We start from the raw sequence: 22,983 nt of genomic DNA, 5'->3' as shown, positions 1-22,983 counted from the left end.
AAGGAAGAATGACCATGACCACCACCAAGACCGAAGCCGAATGGCGTGACCAGTTGTCCGATATCGAGTACCGCGTGACCCGCGAGGCCGCCACCGAGCGCCCGTTCACTGGTCAGTACTGGGACCATTGGGACCAGGGCATCTATCACTGCGTGGGATGCGGTACGCCGCTGTTCGAATCGGCCACCAAGTTCGATGCCGGCTGTGGCTGGCCAAGCTACTTCCGGCCGATCAATGGCGAAGTGATCTCGGAGCACGTGGACCATACCCACGGCATGACGCGCGTGGAAGTCCGCTGCAAGGAATGCGGCAGCCACCTCGGCCATGTCTTTGAGGATGGCCCCGCGCCGACGGGTCTGCGGTATTGCATCAACTCGGCTGCGTTAAAATTCGACGATCGCGATCCGGCAGACCGCGGGTGACGACACCCGCACACCGGGCGCAAGACCGATCCGCCACGCGGATCGCCTGCGGGCCAGCCCGATACGCCGGCCCGCCAACCTGACCTCGTCCGCATGAAATTTCTTTTCGACCTGTTTCCGGTCATCCTGTTTTTCATCGCCTTCAAGCTGTTCGGCATCTACCCCGCAACGGCCGTTGCCATCGGCGCCACGGTGTTCCAGATTGCGTGGGTGCGCTTCCGGCACGGCAAGGTCGAGCCGATGCAGTGGATCAGCCTGCTGATCATCGGCGTTTTCGGCGGCGCCACGATCCTGCTGCACAACGAGACCTTCATCAAATGGAAGCCGACGGTGCTGTACTGGCTGTTCGCGGTCACGCTGATCGGGTCGGTCATCGGATGGCGCAAGAACCTGATCCGCGCGATGATGGAAAAGCAGGTCACACTGCCCGAGCCGATGTGGGGCCGCCTCAATGCCGCGTGGGCCTGCTTCTTCGCTGCAATGGGCGTGCTGAACCTGTACGTTGCGTACCAGTTCTCAACCGACACCTGGGTCAATTTCAAGCTGTTCGGCAGCATGGGCCTGATGATCGTGTTCATCGTGGTGCAGAGCATCTGGCTTTCGCGCCATATCCAGGAAACCCCGTCCGAGTAAGCAGGCCCCGCACAGGCGGACCCAGTTCAACGTTTTCGAAGGAACCCGGATGGCAGCCGATCCCGCCACCATCGAGGCGCTGCTGCACGCAGCGCTCGCCCCCACCCGCCTGGCCGTTCAGGACGACAGCGCGGCTCACGCCGGGCATGCCGGCGCGGCTTCCGGAGGGGGCCACTACAACGTCCTGATCGTCAGTGAGCGGTTTGGAGGCCATTCTCGCGTGGCGCGGCACCGCATGGTGTATGATGCGCTGCGCGATCTGTTCCCCTCGCAAATCCATGCGCTGGCTGTCAGCGCCTACACCGACCAAGAATATCAATCACGCGAAGCATCACGCGACGCTACTCGCAACTCTCAGACCTGACCCCATGAAGACCTCCGTCCTCTCGTTCAGCCTGGCGGCTGTGCTTGCTGCTGGCAGCCTGCCCGCAATCGCCCAGAATGCCGCCGTTGTGAATGGCAAGCCGATTCCTTCGGCCAAGGTGGACAAGCTGATCGCCGGCACCGGGCAACCGGAAACGCCCGAGCTGCGCGATCGTGCACGCAACATGCTGATCGACCGCGAACTGCTGCTGCAGGAAGCCAACAAGCGTGGCATCATCCAGCGCGACGACGTGCAGGAGCAACTGGAACAGGCACGTCTGAACGTGCTGGCCGGCGCGGTGTTCGAGGACTACGTCCGGACCCACGGTGCCAGCGATGAAGAACTGCGCAAGCAGTACGACAAGATCAAGACCCAGTTTGGCAACGGCAAGGAATACCACGTCCGCCATATCCTCGTGGAGAAGGAAGCCGACGCCAAGGCTCTGATCGCCAAGATCAAGGCCGGCGCCAAGTTCGAGGACGTGGCCAAGGCTTCGTCGAAGGACACCGGCTCCGCAGCCAATGGCGGCGACCTCGATTGGGCCAACAGCAGCAGCTATGTGCCCGAGTTCTCGGCCGCGATGGTCAACCTGAAAAAGGGCCAGATGACCGATACGCCGGTCAAGACCCAATTCGGCTGGCACATCATCGAACTGGTTGACACGCGCGACGCCAAGATCCCGTCGTTCGAGGAAGTGAAGCCTCAGCTTCAGCAAATGCTGATGGGCGACCAGGGCTGGCAGCGTGAGCAGTTCCAGGCGATGATGAAGTCGCTCAAGGACAAGGCAAAGATCCAGTAATTTGCTGGTAGTCCGCTGTCTGCAACAAAAAACCGGCGCCTGTGCGCCGGTTTTTTTATCTGGTGTGCGTGGATAGGCGCGCTGGCACATCTTGATACGATCTGCCGGTTCCCACACGCCGCTGCCCTCAGTAATATCTGAACCAATGCGTTGCGCCCTCGCGCAACCAAGACTCAGGATTCAAAGGGTATCTAGACAATGGGTGTGACCAGCGGTTACTGGCACATGTGGCATCTTTTCTCCAGCGGCGTCGTGTATTGCGCGCTGGGGATGCCCAATATCGAATGCACTGGCGGGCGGTGGCGCAGTTTGCATCCTCACCTCCCCGTGCGTGACCGTTACGCGCAATCCAAGCTGCTTCAGGCAACCATCGCCTACATGGAGATCCGCGGCGAAATCGCCGTGCCGCCTGGGTCGGATCGCATGCGCCTGCTCTATTCGCGCTACCTGCCATGGAGTGCTCGCCTGCAGACGGCCCAGCCCGCCGAGCCTGCCGAACCTGCAGCGGAGCCATCGGCCACAGCTACCAATCCGGTCGTGGCCTGAGACGTCTGGCCGTTCGCAATCGTCAACACCAGTCGTCAATAAAAAAGCGCCCAAAACGGGCGCCTTTCTTTTTGAAGTGAGCCGTATCAGCCCACCCACTTGCGTGCATTGCGGAACATGCGCATCCACGGGCTGCCGCCATCGGCGATCTGCTTCCACGCGTCCGGCGCCCAGCTCATCGTCGCGGTGCGGAACACGCGCTCCGGGTGCGGCATCAGCACGGTGAAGCGGCCATCAACGGTGGTCACCGACGTAATGCCTTGCGGCGAACCGTTCGGATTCAGCGGATACGTCTGCGTTGCCGCGCCATGGTTGTCGACGAAGCGCAGCGCCACGTTGGTCTTGGCGATATCGCCTTGCTGCGAGAAGTCCGCAAAGCCTTCGCCGTGGGCGACGACGATCGGGATGCGGCTGCCTTCCATGCCGGCGAAGAAGATCGACGGCGACTGCTGCACCTCAACGGTCACGAAGCGCGCTTCGTACTGTTCCGACTGGTTGCGCGTGAACTTCGGCCAGGCACCGGCACCCGGAATGATCGGGGCCAGGTTGCTCATCATCTGGCAACCGTTGCACACGCCCAGCGCGAACGTGTCCTGGCGATTGAAGAACGCCGCGAACTGCTCGGCCATCTGGCCGTTGAACAGGATCGTCTTGGCCCAGCCTTCACCGGCGCCCAGCACGTCGCCATAGCTGAAGCCACCGCACGCGACGAAACCCTTGAAGTCGGCCAGGTTGGCGCGGCCGGCGATCAGGTCGCTCATGTGGACGTCGTGCGTATCGAAGCCAGCCAGATCCATGCTGTAGGCCATTTCGATCTGCGAGTTCACGCCTTGCTCGCGCAGGATCGCCACACGCGGACGCTTGCCCGTGACGACGAACGGCGCGGCGATGTCCTCGGCCGGATCGAACGTCAGCACCGGGCTGATACCCGGGTCCTGAGCGTCCAGCACGCGGTCGTATTCGCTATCGGCACACGCCGGGTTGTCGCGCAGACGCGCGATGCGCCAGCTGACTTCGCTCCAGGTACGTTGCAGATCCGAGCGAGCCGCGCCGAACACCTTCTTGGCATCGCGATAGACCTCGATCTGGTCATTCGCGTTCGGCTTGCCGATCACGTGGCTGCATGCCGACAGGCCCGCCTCACGCAGCACGCCAAACACGGCGTCGCGCTCGTCCAGGCGTACCTGGATCACCGCACCGAGTTCTTCCGAGAACAGTGCGCGCAGCGTCTGGTCATTGCGGCGTTCCGCAATCTGCTGCGCCCAGTTCTTGGCGTCGCCGTAGTCCTGCTCCTGGTTCGGATCAAGCGCGAGCATATCCACGTTCAGCGAGACGCCGCAGTGGCCCGCAAACGCCATTTCCGCCACGGTGGCCATGAAGCCGCCGTCCGAACGGTCGTGGTAGGCCAGCAGCTTGCCGTCACGGTTCAGGCGCTGGATCACGTTGAAGAAGTTCTTGAGGTCCTCGGCGCTATCGACGTCAGGCGCGCTGTCGCCCACCTGCTGGGTCACTTGCGCGAGGATGCTGCCGCCCATGCGGTTCTTCGCACGACCCAGGTCGACTGCGATCAGCACACTTTCACCAAGGTCCGTGCGCAGCTGGGGCGTCAGCGTCTGGTTCACGTCATCGACAGCAGCAAAGGCCGAGATGATCAGCGACACCGGCGCCACGACTTCCTTGTCGCCATCCGCGTCGGACCACTTGGTGCGCATCGACAGCGAATCCTTGCCGACCGGGATGCTGATACCAAGCGCCGGGCACAGTTCCATGCCAACGGCATGCACGGTGTCATAGAGCTTGGCGTCTTCGCCGGCCACGCCGCAGGCCGCCATCCAGTTGGCCGACAGCTTGACCTTGCCCAGATCCTTGACCGGCGCGGCGGCCAGATTGGTCAGAGCCTCGCCGATTGCCATGCGGCCCGATGCAGGCGCATCGATTACGGCCAGCGGGGTGCGCTCGCCCATCGTCATCGCCTCACCTGCCACGCCCTTGTAGTCGAGCGTGGTCACGGCCACGTCGGCCACCGGCACCTGCCACGGGCCAACCATCTGGTCGCGCGCATTCATGCCGCCCACGGTACGGTCGCCGATCGAGATCAGGAACGACTTGTTCGCGACGGTCGGGTGACGCAGCACATCGCGTACGACCTGCTCCAGCGCGATGCCGGTCACATCGACGGCCGGCAGATCCTGCTCCACGCGCTTTACATCGCGATGCATGCGCGGCGGCTTGCCCAGCAGCACGTCCATCGGCATGTTCACCGCATGGTGTTCCTTCAGCGCGGCATCCACATCGGCGTCGACGAGCTGGAGTTGCTTCTCTTCCGTGGCGATACCCACCACGGCAAACGGCGAACGCTCGCGCTCGCACATCGCCTGGAAGCGCGGCAGTTCGTTCGGCGCGATTGCCAGTACATAGCGCTCCTGCGACTCATTGCACCAGATCTCGGCGGGCGACAGGCCCGACTCTTCCAGGTGCACCTGGCGCAGGTCGAAACGCGCGCCACGGTCGGCGCCATCGACGAGTTCCGGGAACGCATTCGAAATACCGCCCGCGCCAACGTCGTGAATCGACAGGATTGGGTTATCGTCGCCAAGCTGCCAGCAGGCGTTGATGACTTCCTGCGCGCGGCGCTCCATTTCGGGGTTGCCACGTTGCACCGAATCGAAATCGAGATCGGCGGTGTTCGTGCCGGTCGCCATCGAGCTGGCCGCACCGCCGCCCATGCCGATACGCATGCCCGGGCCACCAAGCTGGATCAGCAGCGTGCCAGCCGGCAGCGGGTCCTTGTGCGTGTGCGAGCCGTCGATGTTGCCGATGCCGCCGGCGATCATGATCGGCTTGTGATAGCCGCGCACGGTACCGCCCACGTTCTGCTCGTAGACGCGGAAGTAGCCGCCCAGGTTGGCACGGCCGAATTCGTTGTTGAACGCAGCGCCGCCGAGCGGGCCGTCGATCATGATCTGCAGCGGCGACGCAATGCGGTCGGGCTTGCCGGTCACGCCGGGCTTGTCATCCGGATTGCGATGGTCCACCGGCTGGGCCGCGTCACGCGCGTTTTCCCACGCTTCGATCGCGTCGGGCAGCATCAGGTTTGACACCGTGAAGCCGGTCAGGCCTGCCTTCGGCTTGGCGCCGCGGCCGGTTGCGCCTTCGTCGCGGATTTCACCGCCGGCGCCCGTCGAGGCACCCGCGAACGGCGAGATCGCGGTCGGGTGGTTGTGCGTCTCCACCTTCATCAGCGTGTGGGTCAGCGCCTCGTGGCGGCCGTATTTCTCATCAGCGCCACGCGGGAACCAGCGCTCGGCCACATCACCTTCCATGACGGCCGAGTTGTCCGAGTACGCGACGATCGAACCCTGCGGGTTCAGCTGGTGCGTATTGCGGATCATCGCGAACAGCGACTTGTCCTGCGCCACGCCATCGATCGTCCACGTGGCGTTGAAGATCTTGTGGCGGCAGTGCTCGCTGTTGGCCTGGGCGAACATCATCAGTTCGACGTCGGTCGGGTTACGGCCGAGCTTGCCATACGCTTCCAGCAGGTAATCGATCTCGTCCTCGGACAGCGCCAGGCCCATCGCCGTATTGGCGTCCACCAGCGCGCTGCGGCCCGCCGAGATATCGATGAACAGCAGCGGCTTGGCCGGCAGTTCCTGGAACAGCCCGGCAGCCTCTTCGCGCGTGCCGATCACCGTTTCGGTCATGCGGTCGAACAGGTGCGCCGCCACGGCGGCACGGGTGCCGGCATCCAGCGACTTGCGGCCGCGCAGCAGGCCCTTCTTGCAGATCACGGTGATCTCGATGCCACGCTCGATGCGGTGCACGTGGGTCAGGCCGCAATTGTGGGCGATGTCGGTAGCCTTGCTGGCCCACGGCGAAATGGTGCCGAAGCGCGGAATCACCACGAAGCGGTCGCCCTCGGTCTGGGCCGCGAACGGCGCACCGTAGGTCAGCAGCGCAGCAATGCGGGTCTGGTCCTCGGCCGACAGCGGCGTGTTCGAATCGACAAAATGCACGAACTGGCCGTGCACCGATTCAATATCGGCGTCGATTTGTTGAAGAGCGGCAAGCAGACGCTGTTGGCGGAAGGCGGAAAGCGCCAAAGCGCCGGGGAAGCACGAGAAATGCGCCATGATCGTTACGGTCGGGAGGCGTAGGAGGGTCGGGGCAGGCGGCCGCCGACACTGCTGAATGGAATGCCGGCTGGCGGAAAGCCGCTATTGTACCTTGTCGGCGACCGCTTTTTGCATTGCGCAATGCGGCTCCGACAGACATTGCCGAAGGGAAGCCGACAACAATGGCGTCCAGCACATCGCCATTGTCACACCCGACCCCAAAATAGCGCTTAATGAATCACATATTTAAAGTGACGTGGCGGAGCGCGCAGCTTGTTCGTAGAGGCCGGTCAGCACGCGCAGCAGGCGGGCCAGCTCGCCAATTTCCACGTTTTCGTCGCTGCCCTCGGTGAAGTTGCTCGTCAGGCATTGCTCGCGGATTTCGCGATACCGCGCGCAAGCCTCGGCGCCAGACGGCGTAGTGGCATAAGTGGCCTCCTTGCCGACGCGCTCCCCCTCCACCAGCCCCAGGCCCACCAGTTTCTTGAGCGAGTACGTGACCAGGTGGGTGTCCTCGACATTGAGCACGAAGCAGATATCGGCCAGCCGCTTGGCGCGCCCGCGATGATTGACGTGGTGCAGCACCAGCACATCGAGGAACGTCAGGTCGCGCACGCCAGCCGCGCCCATGCAGCGGACCACCCAGCGGCTGTATGCGTTGTAGGCCGTGTTCAGTCCGAACTCGAACTCCGACAGCTCCGGGCTGCGCACCGATACCAGGTGCGACGACGACACGATATTGACCCCGGCAGCCCGCGCAAGCGGCGCCACGCGCGGGGCACCAGCCTCGGGTGCTGCGTCGGCCGGGCGATCCGGAACGGGCTTGCGTGTCATGGGAAGTGTCTCCTTTCTCTGGAATTTCGATGCGAATTGCGGCCGCGAATCGTGAATTCACGGACTCCTACACTCGCAATCGGCGCACAGTTTATCGTCAGTTTGCGCGGAAACCCTGCATATTTCTGCTCACCGAACACCGACGATTACCCCTTCGCCCTGCCACGGATCAACGCAATTGCGAACGCTTCTCGTTTATGATGGCCGCCGCACTGCGAAAGGAACCTCGTCATGACGAAGAATCTGGCTGGCGCAATTCCCGAATCAACGCTGTCCGCGATCCCATCCACGCTGCGCATTCCGTTGGCAGCGCGCGCCCTGGGAGACGCGTTGTTCCCGCGCGTGGCCGTTGGCGACATTCACGCCGGACGCATCCTCGCAGCGATTGGGGACGACGGCCTGCGCTGGATCGCCGACCGGCACAGCACCTTTGGCGTGTTGGCGCGCACGCGCAGATTTCGCGCGCTGGCCTCGGAGTACCTGGAGCGGTGGCCTGACGGGCATGTCGCCAACCTCGGGGCAGGGTTAAGCCACTACTTGCAATGGCTCGACAATGGGCAAGTCCACATGACCGACGCCGACCTGCCCGAAGTGCTGACTTTACGGCGACGACTGGTGCCGGACATTCACTCACGCCATGTCACTCGCCCTCTGAATCTGGAACACGCTGGCTGGTGGGATGCACTGGCCCTGCCGCAGACGCGCGCCGGCCAGCCCGTATTCCTGTTCAGCGAAGGCGTATTCATGTACCTGCGGCCGGAAACGGTGCGGCAAATCCTGACCACGTTCGGCGACCGCGCTCCCGCCGGATCGGTGCTGGCATTCGATGTCATGTGCTGGCTTGCCGCAGGGCGGGCGCGCCATCATCCATCGGTGAGTCAAACCGGCGCGCAATTCCATTGGGGCCCGCGCAAGCCAGCCGAACTGGTGGCGGCCCACCCCCGACTGAAGCTCGCTGGCGCCCACCGCGTGATGGAGGACTATGGCTTGCCTTACTCGATACTGGGCCCGCTCTCCCGCCTGATACTCGGCGTGCCGTTCTATGCGCTATACGCGTTGGAGACGGTGGACTGAAGGTACACCAGCTACAACCTGCCTTCACTGCCTGGCGCCGACTAGCGCCGCCTGTAGTCGCCTGGCGACATCCCATATCGACGGCGAAAATGACGCGCGAGATGGCTGGCATGGGAAAAGCCACTGCGCCATGCCACGTCGCCAATCGACAGCATGCTTTCACGCAACAGCCTCTCGGCTTCGGCCAGGCGCCGTTCAAGCACGTAGTCATAAACCGTTGAGCCGAACAAGGCCCGAAAGCCGGTCTGCAACGCGGACTCACCGATCCCGACGGCCTTGGCCACCCCCAGTACACTGATCGTTTCCAGGCAATGCGCCTGGATATAGCTACGGGCCATGCACAAACGACGGCGTTCGCGACCCGTCAGCGCGGAGCCCTCATCTTGGGCAGTGGGCTGCAACGCATCCCCACTCACGGCGTCTGCCAGGCTTCCCTTGGTGAGAGACTCCGCCATCGTCACCAGCGCCGCCAGCGCGCGGCTTTCCACCTTCAAACGAGCCAGCGGCGCCTCTGGAATGCCATGTGCGAGCAGTTCGTCCGCAAGCTGACACAAAACCCGCGGCATGGGCATGCGCACGACCCATGCCGCCCTGTTCGGGTGGCAATGGAACTCGCCGCCTGACGGCTCGGGATACCCGCCCCGCTCGAACAAGCTGAGGCAGTCGGCCTGATATTGCAGCAGCACGATCTTGCGCTGGTTATAGGCGGGAAACACATCGTCGCCACGCGCGGATTCCCACGCGCAGCTCAGATAGCACGACCCGGGCCGATACACGCAGGGCAGGCTCGCGCCTTCCATCTGGTAGTGCCCGGTCCCCTGCACCATCAGCGCCAGCGCCACATGCCTGTCGAACCTTGCCACGCGGCGCTCCTGCCGTGCCAGCACGCCGTCGATCACGGCCACCCGCAGCCCGCCACTCAGCGCGCAGTGCGCGACGTCGGCCGGCAGGTCTTCAACGCGCCCCGAGTAGGGAACAGCCGCGAATGCGTTCGATGTCGTGTCCACGTTTTCGCTCACACCATCAATACGAGTGATTCTCATTAACAGGATCGTGCTGCATCTTGCCCGATCGTGCTCCTGTAGCGCAAGCCCCGAACGTACCTTGTTCCGACTCGAACAAAAGTCATCAAGACAGGGGTTACATGAAGAAGAAATACGTTTTGCATTTCTCGCGACTGGGGATATCAGGTGCCGCGATGCTGGTCCAGCAGGCGATGGCAAGCGGCGCACTGGCGGAAACACTCTCGGACACCGAAACCCGACCGCTGCCACCCGTGGTGGTCAGTGCGGACAAGCGGGGCGAGCCGCTGGGCCACCTGAACGCCGCCGCCACCGTCGTCACGGACATGGAGCTCGACGCCCATCAGGTCAGGGACACTACGGATCTGGATCGTGTCCTGCCCGGCGTGACGCTGTCGCAGGGCGGCAGTCTGCTCTATCCAAGGATTTCCCTGCGGGGGATCACCTCTCAAGACTTCTACAATCCGACCCTCTCGATCTACATCGACGGCGTGCCGCAACTGCCGGTGTCAACGTATCAGGCACTGATCGACCCGGCCCAGGTAGAACTGCTCAAGGGTCCGCAAGGCACCCTTTACGGAAAGAGCGCGCAGGGTGGCGTCCTGAACATCGTCAGTCTGGTGCCCGATGCCGTGCCATCAGCCACCTTGAGCGGTGGCATATCGAGCCACTCGGGCTATAACGCCAAGGCATCGGCCAGCGGGAAGCTCGCCGATGGATTGTTTGCGAGCGTGACCGCGCTTACCCAGGATCAGCCGGGAAATCTGCGCAACCCGTCGACCGGCACCGACAATCTTGGCGGCAGCCGCAGTGAAGCCGGTGCCGCCCGGTTGCGGCTCGCGCCTCAGGGCGCTCCATGGGAAGTCCGGCTCGCGCTGACAGGCGACTGCACGACCGCCTATCAGGATGTCTATGTTCCATTCGATGCCACGCGAGAGCGAACCATCGTGGCGGCGCCTGGCACCCCTGACCCCAGGATTCGCCGCTGCGGCAACAGCGAATCGATTGGCGCCACGTATAGCGGCACCGACTGGACCCTCACTGCGAACGCCGCATGGCAGAACGTCCATTTCTCGCGCATGTTCGCATATGGTCCGGGCGTCGTTGAATCACCTGAACGATGGAAGCAGGACGTTCAGGAAATCCGGTTGGCCACACAGGGCGAGGCGCGGAAATGGGACGGCGTGTTTGGCCTCTACCGCCAGCACGTGACACTCGCACGCGCTTCGTCCTATAGCATGTATCCGGGCACCACGGCATCCGATGCCACGCAGGACGCGCTGGCCGCCTACGCCGACGGCACCTGGCACATCACATCGGCCGTCGACGTAGGCGCGGGCATTCGCGTATCGCACGACAAGGCCGATACGCTCGTCACGCCCCCCGGCTCGCCGACCGCGACCGGAAGTGACAGCCGCACCAATGTGCTCGGCCAGGTCTCCGCCGGCTATCTGCCATCTCGTGACTGGCGCATTTACGCGCGTGCGGCCCAGGGCTACAAGCCTGGAGGCTTCAACCTGGCCCCGGCTGGCGCCCAGGACACCAGCGCCTTCGATCCCGAGCGGTCAATCAGCTATGAACTCGGCACGCGCTATCAACGCGGCCGTCTGAGTGCAAGCGGCGCGTTGTACGACACCGAAACACGCGACATGCAACTGTACGCAGGGCCAGTCGGCATGCAGACGCTGCGCAACGCGGGGAAGGCCCGCGCCTATGGCGCCGAGTTCGACGTACGTGCCGAACTCCGCCGCAACCTGTCCGTTGGCATTGCTGGCTTCGTCAACCGATCGGTGTTCCGCGATTCCGGCGCCACCGTCGATGGCGCGCCCGTGTCAGGCAACCTGGTGCCCAACGTGCCGCGCTTCGGCTTGAGTCTCGACATGCAAGGGACCTTCGCCACCGCCCTTGGTACCGTCACGCCGGGGATGGCCGTGCGTCTGACCGGGCCGCAGTACCTGGATGTGGCAAACACGCTGGAGCAACCGAGCTACACGATCGTCGACCTTCGTGTCGGCTGGCGCCCGCACAAACATCTGGAAATCGGCGTCTACGCGCTCAACGTCTTCGATCGCATCTATCGGACCCAGGCGTACCATGCCGGCCCCAACAACGCGCTGGCGGCCATCAACACCGGGCGCATCGTGGGGCTGGACATGCGCTGGAGCGTGCTGTGAGCCAGTTGCCCGCGCCGACCGTGCCAAACGAGCCGCATGCACCGTTAGAATTCGCGGATCTCGTGCGGATGGCTCCCTGGCCGCTAGGTGGTGCCATTGCCGCAGCAGTGGCCTCTGCAATCCTGAGTCTCGTGCCTCTCTGGTGTCTGCACCGCATGGCCCTCTCGCTGCTCGCCCCACGGCCGGACGCCAGCGGCCTGATGTCGCTCGGCTGGCTGGCACTGGGCGCCATCGCGCTACGCTGGGCCCTGACGGCCTCCAGCCATGCGGCCGCACACGCTGGCGCGATGATCGCCACGCGCCAGCTACGACTCCGCCTGGCCATGCACATCGGGAGCTTGCCGCTCGATGCTGTGGAGCGGCACTCTCCAAGCGGACTGCGTCGAACCGTCGCGGACGATGTCGGCGCGCTGGAAGGCTTCATGGCGCATCTGCTGCCGGACACGGCCGCGGCAATCGTGTTGCCGCCGGTCGCACTGGCATGGCTGCTCGCCATCGATGCGCCACTGGCGCTGGCGGCGTTGGCCCCGTTACCGCTCGCACTGGCGGCACAGACGGCACTGTTTCATCGCTCGGGGCAGCGGCTGGCGCACTGGAGCGTCCTTCAGCGGCGCATTGCCGAAGAGACCGGCACTTTCGTCCGGGGCATCCATGTCGCGCGTTGCTTCGGCCTATCGGCGCAAACGTTCGGCTCACTACGCAACACGGTGCATGAGGCGGCGGAATGGGTGGCGGGCATCGCGCGCGCAAGCGGCTGGGCCTGGCAAGGCTTCTGCGTGCCGTTGTCGAGCAGCCTGCTGGTCGTGGCTGTTGTCGGCAGTTGGCGTGCAACGCAAGGCACGCTCGACCCGGCCACGTTCATCCTGTTCCTGCTGGTCGCACCCGCGGTGCTGATGCCGCTGGTGCGATTGACCTTCGCCATTGGCGAACAACGCCACCGCATGGCCGCGCTCGCGCGTATCAATGCACTGCTGAAAGAACCGCCTCTGGCGGAATCCATCGATGCGGAAATACCTGCCGCGCCGCTCGATATCGTGTTCCGCAACGTCTCGCATGCCTATGGGCCGAGGCGTGCCCTGGATAGCGCCAGTTTCATCTGCCCGGCCGGCACTATTACCGCGATCGTCGGGGCCAGCGGCGCGGGAAAGACCACCGTTGCAAGGCTCGCAGCGCGCGAGTTCGACCCCGACGATGGCGACGTGCTACTGGGCAATCGCTCGCTACGTGCATGGCCGATCGACGCACTGCTGGACCGGGTCGCCGTGGTCGGGCAGGACGTGCAACTGATGCACGGCACCGTGCTGGACAACCTGCTGCCCGCCCGCCCGGGTGCCTCGCACGCGGAGATCATCGATGCATTGCACGCGGCTCAGGCATACGCGTTCGTATCACGCCTGCCACAGGGCCTCGATACGACGATCGGCGAGCGTGGCGCCCGATTTTCGGCAGGCGAGCGCCAGCAGCTATCCATTGCACGGGCACTGCTAAAGAATGCGCCGGTCCTGATTCTCGACGAAGCCACCGCGTTCGCCGACGCGGAGAACGACGCGCTGATTCATGAGGCCCTGGCCAGATTGCGTACCAACCGCACGGTGCTCGTCATCGCGCATCGGCTGCATAGGATCGCCGATGCCGACCAGATCGTGGTGCTCGACCAGGGACGCGTGGTCGGCACAGGCAGGCACGAGTCCCTGCTTCGCTCTTGCGACTGCTATCGAGCCCTCTGGCAGTGCCATGCAGAGTCGGCCCAACCGAGGGCCGGCCAATGATCGGGCTTTTCTTTCGCTCGGGATACCGGCTCGCCCCCCGGCGCGACCCCCGCGTGGCGATCGGCCTGCTGCTGTCAGTTCTGGAAGGCTTTCTGGTCGCCCTGCCGATTCCCCTGATCTACAAGCTGCTGTCCGATGTCATCCACGACACCTCGTCCCTCCACACGATTTCGTTTATCGGAGCCGCGTTCGTAATGATCGCGCTGGCGCGCATCTTCGTTGGCGCCAAGGCGATGCAGGCCACCTTTGCAGGAACTTATGCAATGATGGCAGCCGCCCGGCTGCGCCTCGCCAACCACCTTCTGCGATTACCGCTCGGCTGGTTCCATGATTCGCGCGAAGGCGATCTCGGCGCTCGACTGAACGCCGACATGGAGACCGTGGAACATATCTGGTCGCATTGTCTCGGGATGTTCGCCAGCAGTGTGGCCGCCATCGGATTCATGCTGTCCTTCCTGGCCTGGATCGACATGCGACTCGCTGCAGCGGCCATGCTGGTGCTCCCGCTTTCACTGCTGGCGTTGTGGCACGGCCAACGGACTGTTGCGCGAGCGGGCGCACGAGCGCTCGATTCAGCAGCCGAGATGCAAGCGGAACTGCATGGCTATCTGGCAACCTTGCGCGTGCATCGCTACAACGGCCGCTTCGGCTACGGCTGGCATCGACTGACACAGGCGCTGGACAAGCAATTACAACACGCACTGGCGCTGGAACTGCGGCCCGCCGCATGGATTGCCGCGTTCGGCGCGACCACCGAAGGCTGCTTCGTACTGATCACCTTACTGGCCGTGTGGTGGGTCACCGCAGGCGACCTGCCGGGTGCAACGCTACTGTTGTTCGCCGTACTCTCCCTGCCGATGTACCGCCAGCTCTATGACATCGGCGTGGCGGCGACGCTGCTGCGCTTCGGGCAACACGCCATGAATCGCATTGAAGCGCTCTTGATGGTGCCGCCATTGCCCGAGCCCGCAACGCCAGTCCAGCCCGGACGCTTTGATATCGTCGCCGATCATATCGACTTCATTCATGCCGGCGCGAACGCCGATGGCATGGATGAGGTACCGAAGGCACTGAACGACGTCTCGTGCCGCATTCCCGAGGGCAGTCTGACGGCCATCGTCGGAGCAAACGGAGCGGGCAAGACCACGCTGCTGCATCTGCTGGCGCGCTTCCAGGACGTTGACAGCGGCGCCATCCGTATCGGCGGATCCGACGTTCGCCAGATCGGCAGCGCCAATTTTCACAAGGTTGTCTCGGTGGTCCTTCAGGACGTTGTCCTTTTCCCGGGGACGATCCTCGACAACCTGCGACTTGGCGCGCCACACGCCACGCGCGAACACGTAATGGCGGCCGCACGGCTTGCGCAGGCCCATGCGTTCATCGAAAAACTGCCGATGGGCTACGACACCGAACTCGGCGATCAAGGCGTGGCGCTTTCCGGCGGCGAGCGTCAACGCGTATCACTCGCACGTGCGTTGCTGACCGACGCGCCGATTCTGCTGCTCGACGAGCCGACGGCCAGCGTTGACCCCGTGACCGATGCCGCTGTCGCACGCAGCCTTGCCACGCTACGTGACCGCACTGTGGTGATGGTCGGTCACCGGCTGCACAGCCTGTGCCATGCCGACCAGATCCTCGTACTCCACGACGGCCGATTAGTCGAACAGGGCACGCATGACGACCTGCTGGCCGCCGGAGGCCGCTACGCGCGACTCTGGCAGCGCCAGCAGGCGCCTGAATCGTGCCCTGCGCCCTGCCCTGCATCGCCGCCCGCCACGCACGATTCGTCCACATCAACCCAACTTCAGCCATGACTTCGTCCTCCTTCGACTCCATGCCCGGAAGCACGTCAGAAAGCACGTCAGAATGGTTGCACCGTACGGTTGCCACCGAGCTACGCCTGGACCCTGCCCGCCTCGGCGCTAACGACAACCTGCTGCGGCTGGGCATGGATTCCATGCTATTGATGGCATGGGTGAACAGGCTGCGCAAGCACGGACACCAGGTCAGACTTCGCGATCTGTACGCCGCCCCAACATTGACCGGCTGGTTGTCGATCCTGGCCGAACCCGGAACTGCAACGCACCCGGCCCGGGCCGGGGCCGAGGGTATGCCGCCGGTCACGCTGCCTCGCATGACAGATGGCGAACCGTTCGCCCTGACGCCGGTGCAGCACGCATATCTCGTGGGCCGCGATCCTGCTCAGCCGCTCGGCGGAGTCGGCTGCCACCTCTACCAGGAGTTTCTCGGCGACAGCGGCCTGACGCCGCACGCGCTGGAACGCGCCATCGCCGCCCTGCTGGCCCGCCACCCGATGCTAAGCGTGAGATTCCTGCCCGACGGGCTGCAACGCTGGGAGCCGCAACCCGCATGGCAGCGGCTGACAGTCCATGACCTGCGCGATGCCGACGACGCGGAGATCGTGCAGCATCTCGAAGCGCTACGTAACAGGCTTGGTCATCGCGTGCTGGATGTCGAACGCGGTGAAACCTTTGACTGTCAATTCACGTTGCTGCCGGACGGGCGGCACAGGCTGCACGTGAATCTTGACCTGTTGGTGGCTGATGCCGCGAGCTTTTCACGGATATTCACGGAACTGGCGGCGCTGGCTGCAGGCCGTGCGCTTCCATCGGCACTGGCCGAGTATGACTTCCGAAGTTATCTCGATCAATGGCAGGCCACGCAGGCCGCCGCGCGCAAGGCCGCGCAAGACTGGTGGGAAGCACGTCTGCCCGATCTGCCTCCCGCACCCGCACTGCCGCTGGCCACGGACACCAGTCGCGCAAGCCCTGTGCGGATGTCGCGACGCCAATTCACCCTTGACGCCACCGCATGGAGAAGATTTCGCACCAGGGCCGCCGCATGCGGCGTCACACCGACGATGGCGCTGGCAACACTCTTCGCGGCCACGCTTTCGCGCTGGAGCGCCGCCTCTCGCGCCTTGGTCAACCTGACCCTGTTCGATCGCGAACCGCTACACCCGGCCGTTGACACAATGGTGGCCGATTTCACGAACATTCTGCTTCTGGCCCTCGAGGGCGGTTCCGATCCGTTCGATGTCATGGCCCGCGCCAACCAGGCCGCGTTCACCGACGCCTGGGAGCATCGGCAATGGTCTGGCGTGGAGGTGCTACGCGCCTTGCGCCGCGGAGACCAGCATCCGCACGGCGCTCCCATTGTCTTCACAAGCCACCTCGGCCGCCCGCTCTTCGGCCATGATCCGGACGGCATTCTTGGCACCCCCGACTGGGGCATTTCCCAGACCCCACAGGTTTGGCTCGACCATCTTGCCTACGAGCACGGAGACGCAGCCATATTGCAATGGGATGCCAACGACGCACTGTTTCCGGCGGGCCTGGTGGATGCGATGTTCGAGGGGTATACGTCACTGGTGCGGACACTGGCGGATGGCAATGCGGCCGCATGGCAGCGGCAACTGGCCGACCCGATGCCCGCCAGGCAGCACGACGTCCGCAGACGCGCCAACCAGACCCATGCGCCAATCCCCGGCGGCTGCCTGCATACCCCCTTCTTTGCACGTGCGACCCAATCTCCGGACGCGATCGCGCTGATCCATGGTGACGACATCATCCGTTATGGACACCTCGCAAGCATGGCGATGCGGCTCGCGGGCAGCCTTCGCGCCCGCGGCGTACGCCCCGGCGATCATGTGGCGATCTGCATGGAAAAGGGAATCGGGCAGGTGGTGTCCGCGCTCGGCATTCTGCATGCGGGGGCAGTCTACGTTCCAGTGGCCGCGGACCAGCCCCGCGCACGGCGCGACACCATCTGCAACGGCGCCGACGTCACGCTCGTACTGACTTGCGCGAACGCCGGCGACGCCGACGAGAGCAGCGCACTCACATGGCAAGCCGCCATACGCGGAGAACCGCTGCAACCGCGCGACGCACACGGCCTGCGCGATCCGTCATCCCCGGCCTACATCATCTACACGAGTGGATCCACCGGCACGCCGAAAGGCGTCGTGATCTCGCACACCGGCGCGCTCAATACCTGCGCCGACATCAACCAGCGCTATGGCGTCGGCCCGGATGACCGCGTCCTGGGGCTGTCTGCATTGCATTTCGATCTGTCGGTCTATGACATCTTCGGCGTGCTCGGCGCCGGGGGCGCGCTGGTGCTCGTGGACGAATGCCAGCGCCGCGATCCCGGAGCCTGGTGCGATGCCATGGCACGCCACGGCGTCACGTTGTGGAATACGGTCCCTGCGCTATTCGACATGCTGCTGACCTATGCCGAAGGCATGGGCCGCAATGAGCCCGCCGGGCTGCGTGCCGTGATGTTGTCGGGAGACTGGATCGGCCTGGATCTGCCCGGCCGATACCGCCACTTCCGGGCGGATGGCCTGCTGGTGGCCATGGGTGGTGCTACGGAGGCCTCGATCTGGTCCAACGTGCAGGAAGTGCGGGACCTGCCTCCACACTGGCGTTCGATTCCCTATGGGTATCCGCTCGCCAACCAGTGCTACCGCGTGGTGGCCCCCGATGGCCGTGACTGCCCGGACTGGGTGCCTGGAGAGCTTTGGATTGGTGGCACCGGCGTGGCCCTCGGCTACTACAACGACACGGCGCGCACAGCCACGCAGTTCGTCGAATCCGCCGACTCGCGCTGGTACCGCACCGGAGACCTGGGATGCTATTGGCCGGACGGCACGCTTGAGTTCCTGGGCCGGCGCGATCGCCAGGTAAAAGTCGGCGGCCATCGCGTGGAACTCGGAGAGATCGATGCGGCGTTGCTGGCCATCCCCGGCGTACGCAATGCCATCACCTTCGCCGTTGGCGATCGCGACAAGCGCCTGGCCGCCTGCGTCGTGGCCGACGCCTCACAGCTAGGCCGCATCCTTGCCCGCGATCCCGCATTGCCTGGCAACTTCGCGCCCGGCATTTCGCGATCCGACTCCGACCCCGCGCCCGCACAGGCCACACCCGACGATAACGCATGCGTGGCCGGATTTCTGCGCACCTACCTCGGGCGCCGGCCCGCGCCAACGGTTGACACACGCTATATCCCGTTGATGGCCCGCTGGAACGCATGGCTGCGAGATCGCGCCCAACCGTCGAATTCTCATGACGGCGCGCGCCGAACCGACCTGACTGACGCGCTCAACGGCTTTCATGACATGTTCGAGACCATCCTCTCAGGACGAATGCCGCCACAGGCCCTGCTCGACCATGACCAACTGGCCCCGGAGGCACAGCTGGCGCGCAACCCGGACATGCAGGCCGCCCTGGCCACGCTGGCCACCGCCATCGCCGATCTGTCCCGGCAACTTGGCCGTCCAGTGCGACTCGTGGAGCCATACGGCCGCTCGGGCCTGCTGGCCGCGAAGCTGCTGGAGCGCCTGACGCCGGCCCAACTGACCTACACGATCTCGGACCCTTCATCTGACTACATGCTTCGCTTGCGAGCCGGACTCGCGGCGTTCCCTCACGCCCACGTGTTCACCGCCAGCAAGCTGACAAGCACGGAACACCGGCACCATGCAGACCTCGTACTGCTCAACAACGTATTGCATCGGCGTGCCGTGCCGCGTGAAATCATGCTGGAGGCGGCTCGGCTCGCGGCACCGGGGGCATGGATTCATGTATTGGAATTGACAACCATGCCTGCCGTGGCACTGGTCACGGCCGCTCTGCTCGAAGATACCGAGGTGCAATCCGCACAGGCATGGCTGACGCTGTTCGCGGACACGGCCCTGCCGTGCTCGCACAAGTGGCATCACGGCAACCTCTCCTCGTTCACGCTTCGCGCCCCGGAGCACGCTTACATCCCTGACGCGGAAACCCTGAGAGAGCGCTTGCGCCATGCATTGCCCGCCTACATGGTGCCGCACCGGCTGCTCTGGCTCGATGCACTACCGCTGACCGCGAACGGCAAGATCGACCACCAGGCGCTGGCAGCGCTGACCAACGACGGCAACGCACCTGTTGCCGCGCCCACTCAGCCGCCCACGAGCGACACCGAACGGCTGCTGGCCTCGCTTTGGTCCGAATGGCTCGATGTTGCCGCCCCGCATCGGGACAGTCATTTCTTCGAGGCCGGTGGCGACAGCCTGCTGGCCACACGCCTGATCGGCGAACTGGCCCGTCGCGGCTATCGAGGCAGGCTATCCGACCTGTTTGCGGCCCCCACTTTGGCCGCGTTCGCCGCCACGCTGGTTCCCGCCGACGCTGCTCCACCAGATGTCACGCGCGCCACACCGGCGGCTGGCGACCGCCATCTGCCAGTGCCGCTGACCGACGTCCAGCAAGCGTACCTTGCCGGCCGGCAGCCCGGGTTCCCGCTTGGCGGCGTCGGCGCACATTTCTTTGTCGAATTCGACGTGGCCGATCTCGACGAGGCCCGTATGCAACGGGCCTGGGAGACACTGATTCTGCGGCACGACATGCTGCGCGCCGTGATCCGCGACGGACAGCTGCAGGTACTGCGCGAGGTGCCGCCGTTGCGGATCGCGCGACACGTCGTCCCGGATCTCGACGGGCAGGACGCGCTGTCGCTGCGTACGCGGGCATCGCGCCAGACTCTCGATCCCGCGCGCTGGCCCACGTTCGACATCCAGCTCGTGACCACGCCGGAGCGCGCCCATACCCGCGTCTACCTGATGCTCGACAATCTGCTGCTCGACGGCCTGAGCATGCAGATTCTGCTTGCGGAACTGGAGCAGCTTTACGTCGATCCGGCCGCGCCCTTGCCACCGATCGAGACAAGCTATCGCGACTGTCGGCTGGCCATCGACGCGACCCGGAATTCCTGCACCGAAAGCCAACGCTACTGGCGCGCGCGCATCGCGACGCTGCCAAAGGCGCCGGGCCTTCGGCTGGCCGCAGACCCGGCGAGCATCGGCCCTCCCCGCTTCATACGCCTGGCAGCACGGATGGCAGCCGCGGACTGGCAACGATTGAAGGCACGTGCCGCACCATTGCGGATGACCCCCTCAGCCGTGTTGCTATGCGCATTCGGCACGGTGCTGGCGGCCTGGAGCACCCGGCCGGCGATGACCCTGAACCTGACGTTGTTCGACCGTCCCCCCGTGCATCCGCATGTCGAGCGCCTGCTTGGCGACTTCACATCGCTATTGCTGCTGGCCTGGACACCGGGCGCCAATTGGCTGGACACCGCCCAGCGACTGCAGCAGCAGCTTTGGGACGACCTTCCGCAGCGCGACTACTCCGCCATTCGTGTCATGCGGGACATGGCACGCGAAACCGGCAATGCCGCCACGACGATGCCGGTCGTGTTCACAAGCGCGCTGGGCTTCGACGGCGGACGCTTCCTGCATCACGGAAGCTGGCTGCGCCCGAACTGGGGCATTTCACAGACGCCGCAGGTTTGGCTCGATCATCAAGTCTACGAATCCGACGGTGACCTGTGCTTCAACTGGGACGCCGTCGAAGCGCTGTTCCCGCCTGGGGAACTCGCGGCAATGTTCGATCAATACGAAGCGCTGTTGCGCCAGCTTGCCAGCAGCGATGCCGCATGGCACCTGCCGCTCGACACGTTGGTGACACGCGCCGTGCCGCTCACCCCGGAGTCCGCCGAGTCGGCGGATCCATGGCTGCCCGACCCCGCGTCTTCGTCGTCCTCGGCGCCGGCCATCGTTTCCGATACGCTGCTGCGCGACCTGCGCGTCATGTTCCGCGAAATCGTTGGCCAACCGATCGAGCCTGACACCAATTTCTTCGATGCCGGCGCCAGTTCCCTGCAGCTCGTGCAATGGCATGCACGGCTGCGGCAGGCAGGGCGCACGCTGGCGGTGACCGATCTGTTCGCCCATCCGTCGCCGCGCGCGCTTGCCACACACTTGTCAGCCCAATCCGGTGCATCCACGCCCGACGGTCCCGGCTCGGACCAGCGTCAACCGAGGACGCAACCGAGGCTGCGTCGCGAACGGCGGCGGCAAGGCAACTCGGCCGACGGAGCGCCGCAATGAAGCCAGCCTCGCGCCAACTGATGCCCTTCTGGTGCTTCTACGTGCATCAGGGCATGATCACCGCGCTCATCGCGCGCGGAGCCAGTGCCTATTTCCGCCAGCAGGGCTGGAGCCTGGCCACGCTCAGCTATCTTTCTCTGGCCATGCTGCCGTGGGTGTTCAAGGGTCTCTGGGCGGGGTGGGCGGAGCGGCATGCGCTGACGTTGCGCGGCAATCGATACCTGGGCAGCCTGGCATTGCTGCAGGCGGCAATGGCGCTGACGCTTTTCGCCACCGGATGGCTGACGCCGGGCGATGCCCCGCTCATGGTGGTAATCGCGCTGCTATGGCTCGCCACGCTATCGGCCACGCATGACATCTACGCCGATGGCATCGTCATCGGGACCACCACCACCGCCAGCCGCCCGGCCGCCAGTATTGCGCAGGTCGGAGGCAGCTACATCGGCATACTGGCCTGTCCGCCGCTGTTCCTGGCAGTCGCACAGTGGGGAGGATGGACCGTCGCGCTCAGTACGCTCGGTGTGGTGTCGCTGTTGCTGCTCTATCCGGCGCTGCGGCTATGTCAGCCGTTGCCGCGGAGCGCAGCAAGCCTCATGAAGGCTCCTGCGGCAGCCGCCATGTCACCACGTGCGCGATGGCGTGAGACCTGGCGTTCCCTGTGGCCCGGGTTATGTCTTGCGGCGGTTGCCTTTCCGTCCATGCGGGCGATGATGGCCATCGAGGCACCGATACTGATCGACCTTGGCATGACGATGTCTGAAGCCGGTGCCGCGCTGGCACTCTATGCAACCGGCGGCAGCGCACTCGGCATCGTCGCTGGCGGCTGGATTGCCAGGCGCGTACGACTCGCCACCGGTCTCCAATGCCTGCTGGCCGCACACATCGCCATTCCTGCCGCCGGATGCCTGGGCTATCCAGTGCTTGGCCTGCCGGGCTGGATAACGCTGATCACGCTGTCCAACGTCGCCGCGGCAGCAGCGTTCGTCTTCGTCTATCGGCTGCTGATGGACCAGGTACGCCCTGCGCGGCCGGCCGCCGACTACGCGCTGTTCCAGTCGGTGGATGCCGCAGTGGCCATCGTCATGTCGATCGGCATCCTGCAGTTGATCCATCACACCGGCTACCGCATTGCGCTCGGGCTGCTGGCCGTGCTGGCATGCGCAAGCCTGCTGGCCGCGCGACGTCTTGTCCAGCCCCTTGGCCAGCCCCCTTGGCTGGCTCCTTGGCTGGCCCCATAACCAGCCTCTCGCCGACGAATCCGCGCCAACCTCCCCCATCGT

The 22,983-nt window shown here is 64.7% G+C and carries 14 protein-coding genes; 11 read left to right on the top strand and 3 right to left on the bottom strand.

The features are described 5' to 3' along the window. The first annotated feature begins 14 nt into the window (after positions 1–14). The 5 genes from msrB (at position 15) to B552_RS0107880 (ending at position 2,764) form a co-directional block, all read left to right on the top strand. Complete coding sequence (msrB, locus tag B552_RS0107900) at positions 15–422, top strand: peptide-methionine (R)-S-oxide reductase MsrB (RefSeq protein WP_019448460.1); 408 nt, start codon at positions 15–17, stop codon at positions 420–422. Between the two features lie 93 nt (positions 423–515). Then, entirely contained in the window at positions 516–1,055 is a 540-nt protein-coding gene (locus tag B552_RS0107895) for a septation protein A (RefSeq protein ID WP_019448459.1), read from the top strand. Between the two features lie 49 nt (positions 1,056–1,104). After that, positions 1,105–1,419 (top strand): BolA family transcriptional regulator, encoded by a 315-nt coding sequence (locus B552_RS0107890; RefSeq protein ID WP_019448458.1) that lies wholly within the window; start codon positions 1,105–1,107, stop codon positions 1,417–1,419. Positions 1,420–1,423: 4 nt separating this feature from the next. Next, positions 1,424–2,218, top strand: a complete 795-nt coding sequence (locus tag B552_RS0107885) for a peptidylprolyl isomerase (protein ID WP_019448457.1) — start codon at positions 1,424–1,426, stop codon at positions 2,216–2,218. Positions 2,219–2,416: 198 nt separating this feature from the next. Further along, positions 2,417–2,764 (top strand): hypothetical protein, encoded by a 348-nt coding sequence (locus B552_RS0107880; protein ID WP_019448456.1) that lies wholly within the window; start codon positions 2,417–2,419, stop codon positions 2,762–2,764. An 86-nt stretch (positions 2,765–2,850) separates the two neighbouring features. Here the strand turns inward: B552_RS0107880 and purL are convergent, their stop codons facing one another. Both purL and B552_RS0107870 read right to left on the bottom strand, forming a co-directional pair. Beyond that, positions 2,851–6,897 carry a phosphoribosylformylglycinamidine synthase gene (gene purL / locus B552_RS0107875; RefSeq protein ID WP_026035439.1) on the bottom strand — a complete coding sequence of 1,349 codons (4,047 nt, stop codon included), beginning with the start codon at positions 6,895–6,897 and terminating at the stop codon, positions 2,851–2,853. A 228-nt stretch (positions 6,898–7,125) separates the two neighbouring features. Continuing rightward, complete coding sequence (locus B552_RS0107870) at positions 7,126–7,713, bottom strand: winged helix DNA-binding protein (RefSeq protein ID WP_019448454.1); 588 nt, start codon at positions 7,711–7,713, stop codon at positions 7,126–7,128. A 231-nt stretch (positions 7,714–7,944) separates the two neighbouring features. Between B552_RS0107870 and B552_RS0107865 the strand changes: the two genes are divergently transcribed. Then, positions 7,945–8,787: a class I SAM-dependent methyltransferase gene (locus tag B552_RS0107865; protein WP_019448453.1), complete on the top strand. Its 843-nt coding sequence runs from the start codon at positions 7,945–7,947 to the stop codon at positions 8,785–8,787. Between the two features lie 41 nt (positions 8,788–8,828). Here the strand turns inward: B552_RS0107865 and B552_RS28100 are convergent, their stop codons facing one another. Continuing rightward, the gene (locus B552_RS28100) at positions 8,829–9,830 is read right to left on the bottom strand and encodes an AraC family transcriptional regulator (RefSeq protein ID WP_083860253.1); all 1,002 of its coding nucleotides are present in this window, start codon (positions 9,828–9,830) and stop codon (positions 8,829–8,831) included. 101 nt (positions 9,831–9,931) lie between these two features. Here B552_RS28100 and B552_RS27295 point away from each other — a divergent pair, with 101 nt between their 5' ends. From B552_RS27295 to B552_RS0107835, 5 genes are all read left to right on the top strand, one after another. Continuing rightward, complete coding sequence (locus B552_RS27295; protein WP_083860252.1) at positions 9,932–11,983, top strand: TonB-dependent siderophore receptor; 2,052 nt, start codon at positions 9,932–9,934, stop codon at positions 11,981–11,983. 68 nt (positions 11,984–12,051) lie between these two features. Next, entirely contained in the window at positions 12,052–13,752 is a 1,701-nt protein-coding gene (locus tag B552_RS0107850; RefSeq protein WP_083860254.1) for an ABC transporter ATP-binding protein, read from the top strand. Beyond that, positions 13,749–15,566: an ABC transporter ATP-binding protein gene (locus tag B552_RS27290; protein ID WP_051003540.1), complete on the top strand. Its 1,818-nt coding sequence runs from the start codon at positions 13,749–13,751 to the stop codon at positions 15,564–15,566. The genes B552_RS0107850 and B552_RS27290 overlap by 4 nt, the downstream gene beginning before the upstream one ends. Beyond that, positions 15,563–21,703: a non-ribosomal peptide synthetase gene (locus B552_RS27285; protein ID WP_157160206.1), complete on the top strand. Its 6,141-nt coding sequence runs from the start codon at positions 15,563–15,565 to the stop codon at positions 21,701–21,703. The genes B552_RS27290 and B552_RS27285 overlap by 4 nt, the downstream gene beginning before the upstream one ends. Then, on the top strand, positions 21,700–22,941 hold the full coding sequence (locus tag B552_RS0107835) for a hypothetical protein (RefSeq protein ID WP_019448447.1): 1,242 nt from the start codon (positions 21,700–21,702) through the stop codon (positions 22,939–22,941). Before B552_RS27285 ends, B552_RS0107835 begins: the two co-directional genes overlap by 4 nt. The last annotated feature ends 42 nt before the right edge of the window (positions 22,942–22,983 follow it).

This window comes from Cupriavidus sp. BIS7 (genome assembly GCF_000292345.1).
Lineage (GTDB): Bacteria > Pseudomonadota > Gammaproteobacteria > Burkholderiales > Burkholderiaceae > Cupriavidus.
Note: the sequence above shows the minus strand (reverse complement) of the source record. Positions and strands in the feature narration are given on the sequence as shown.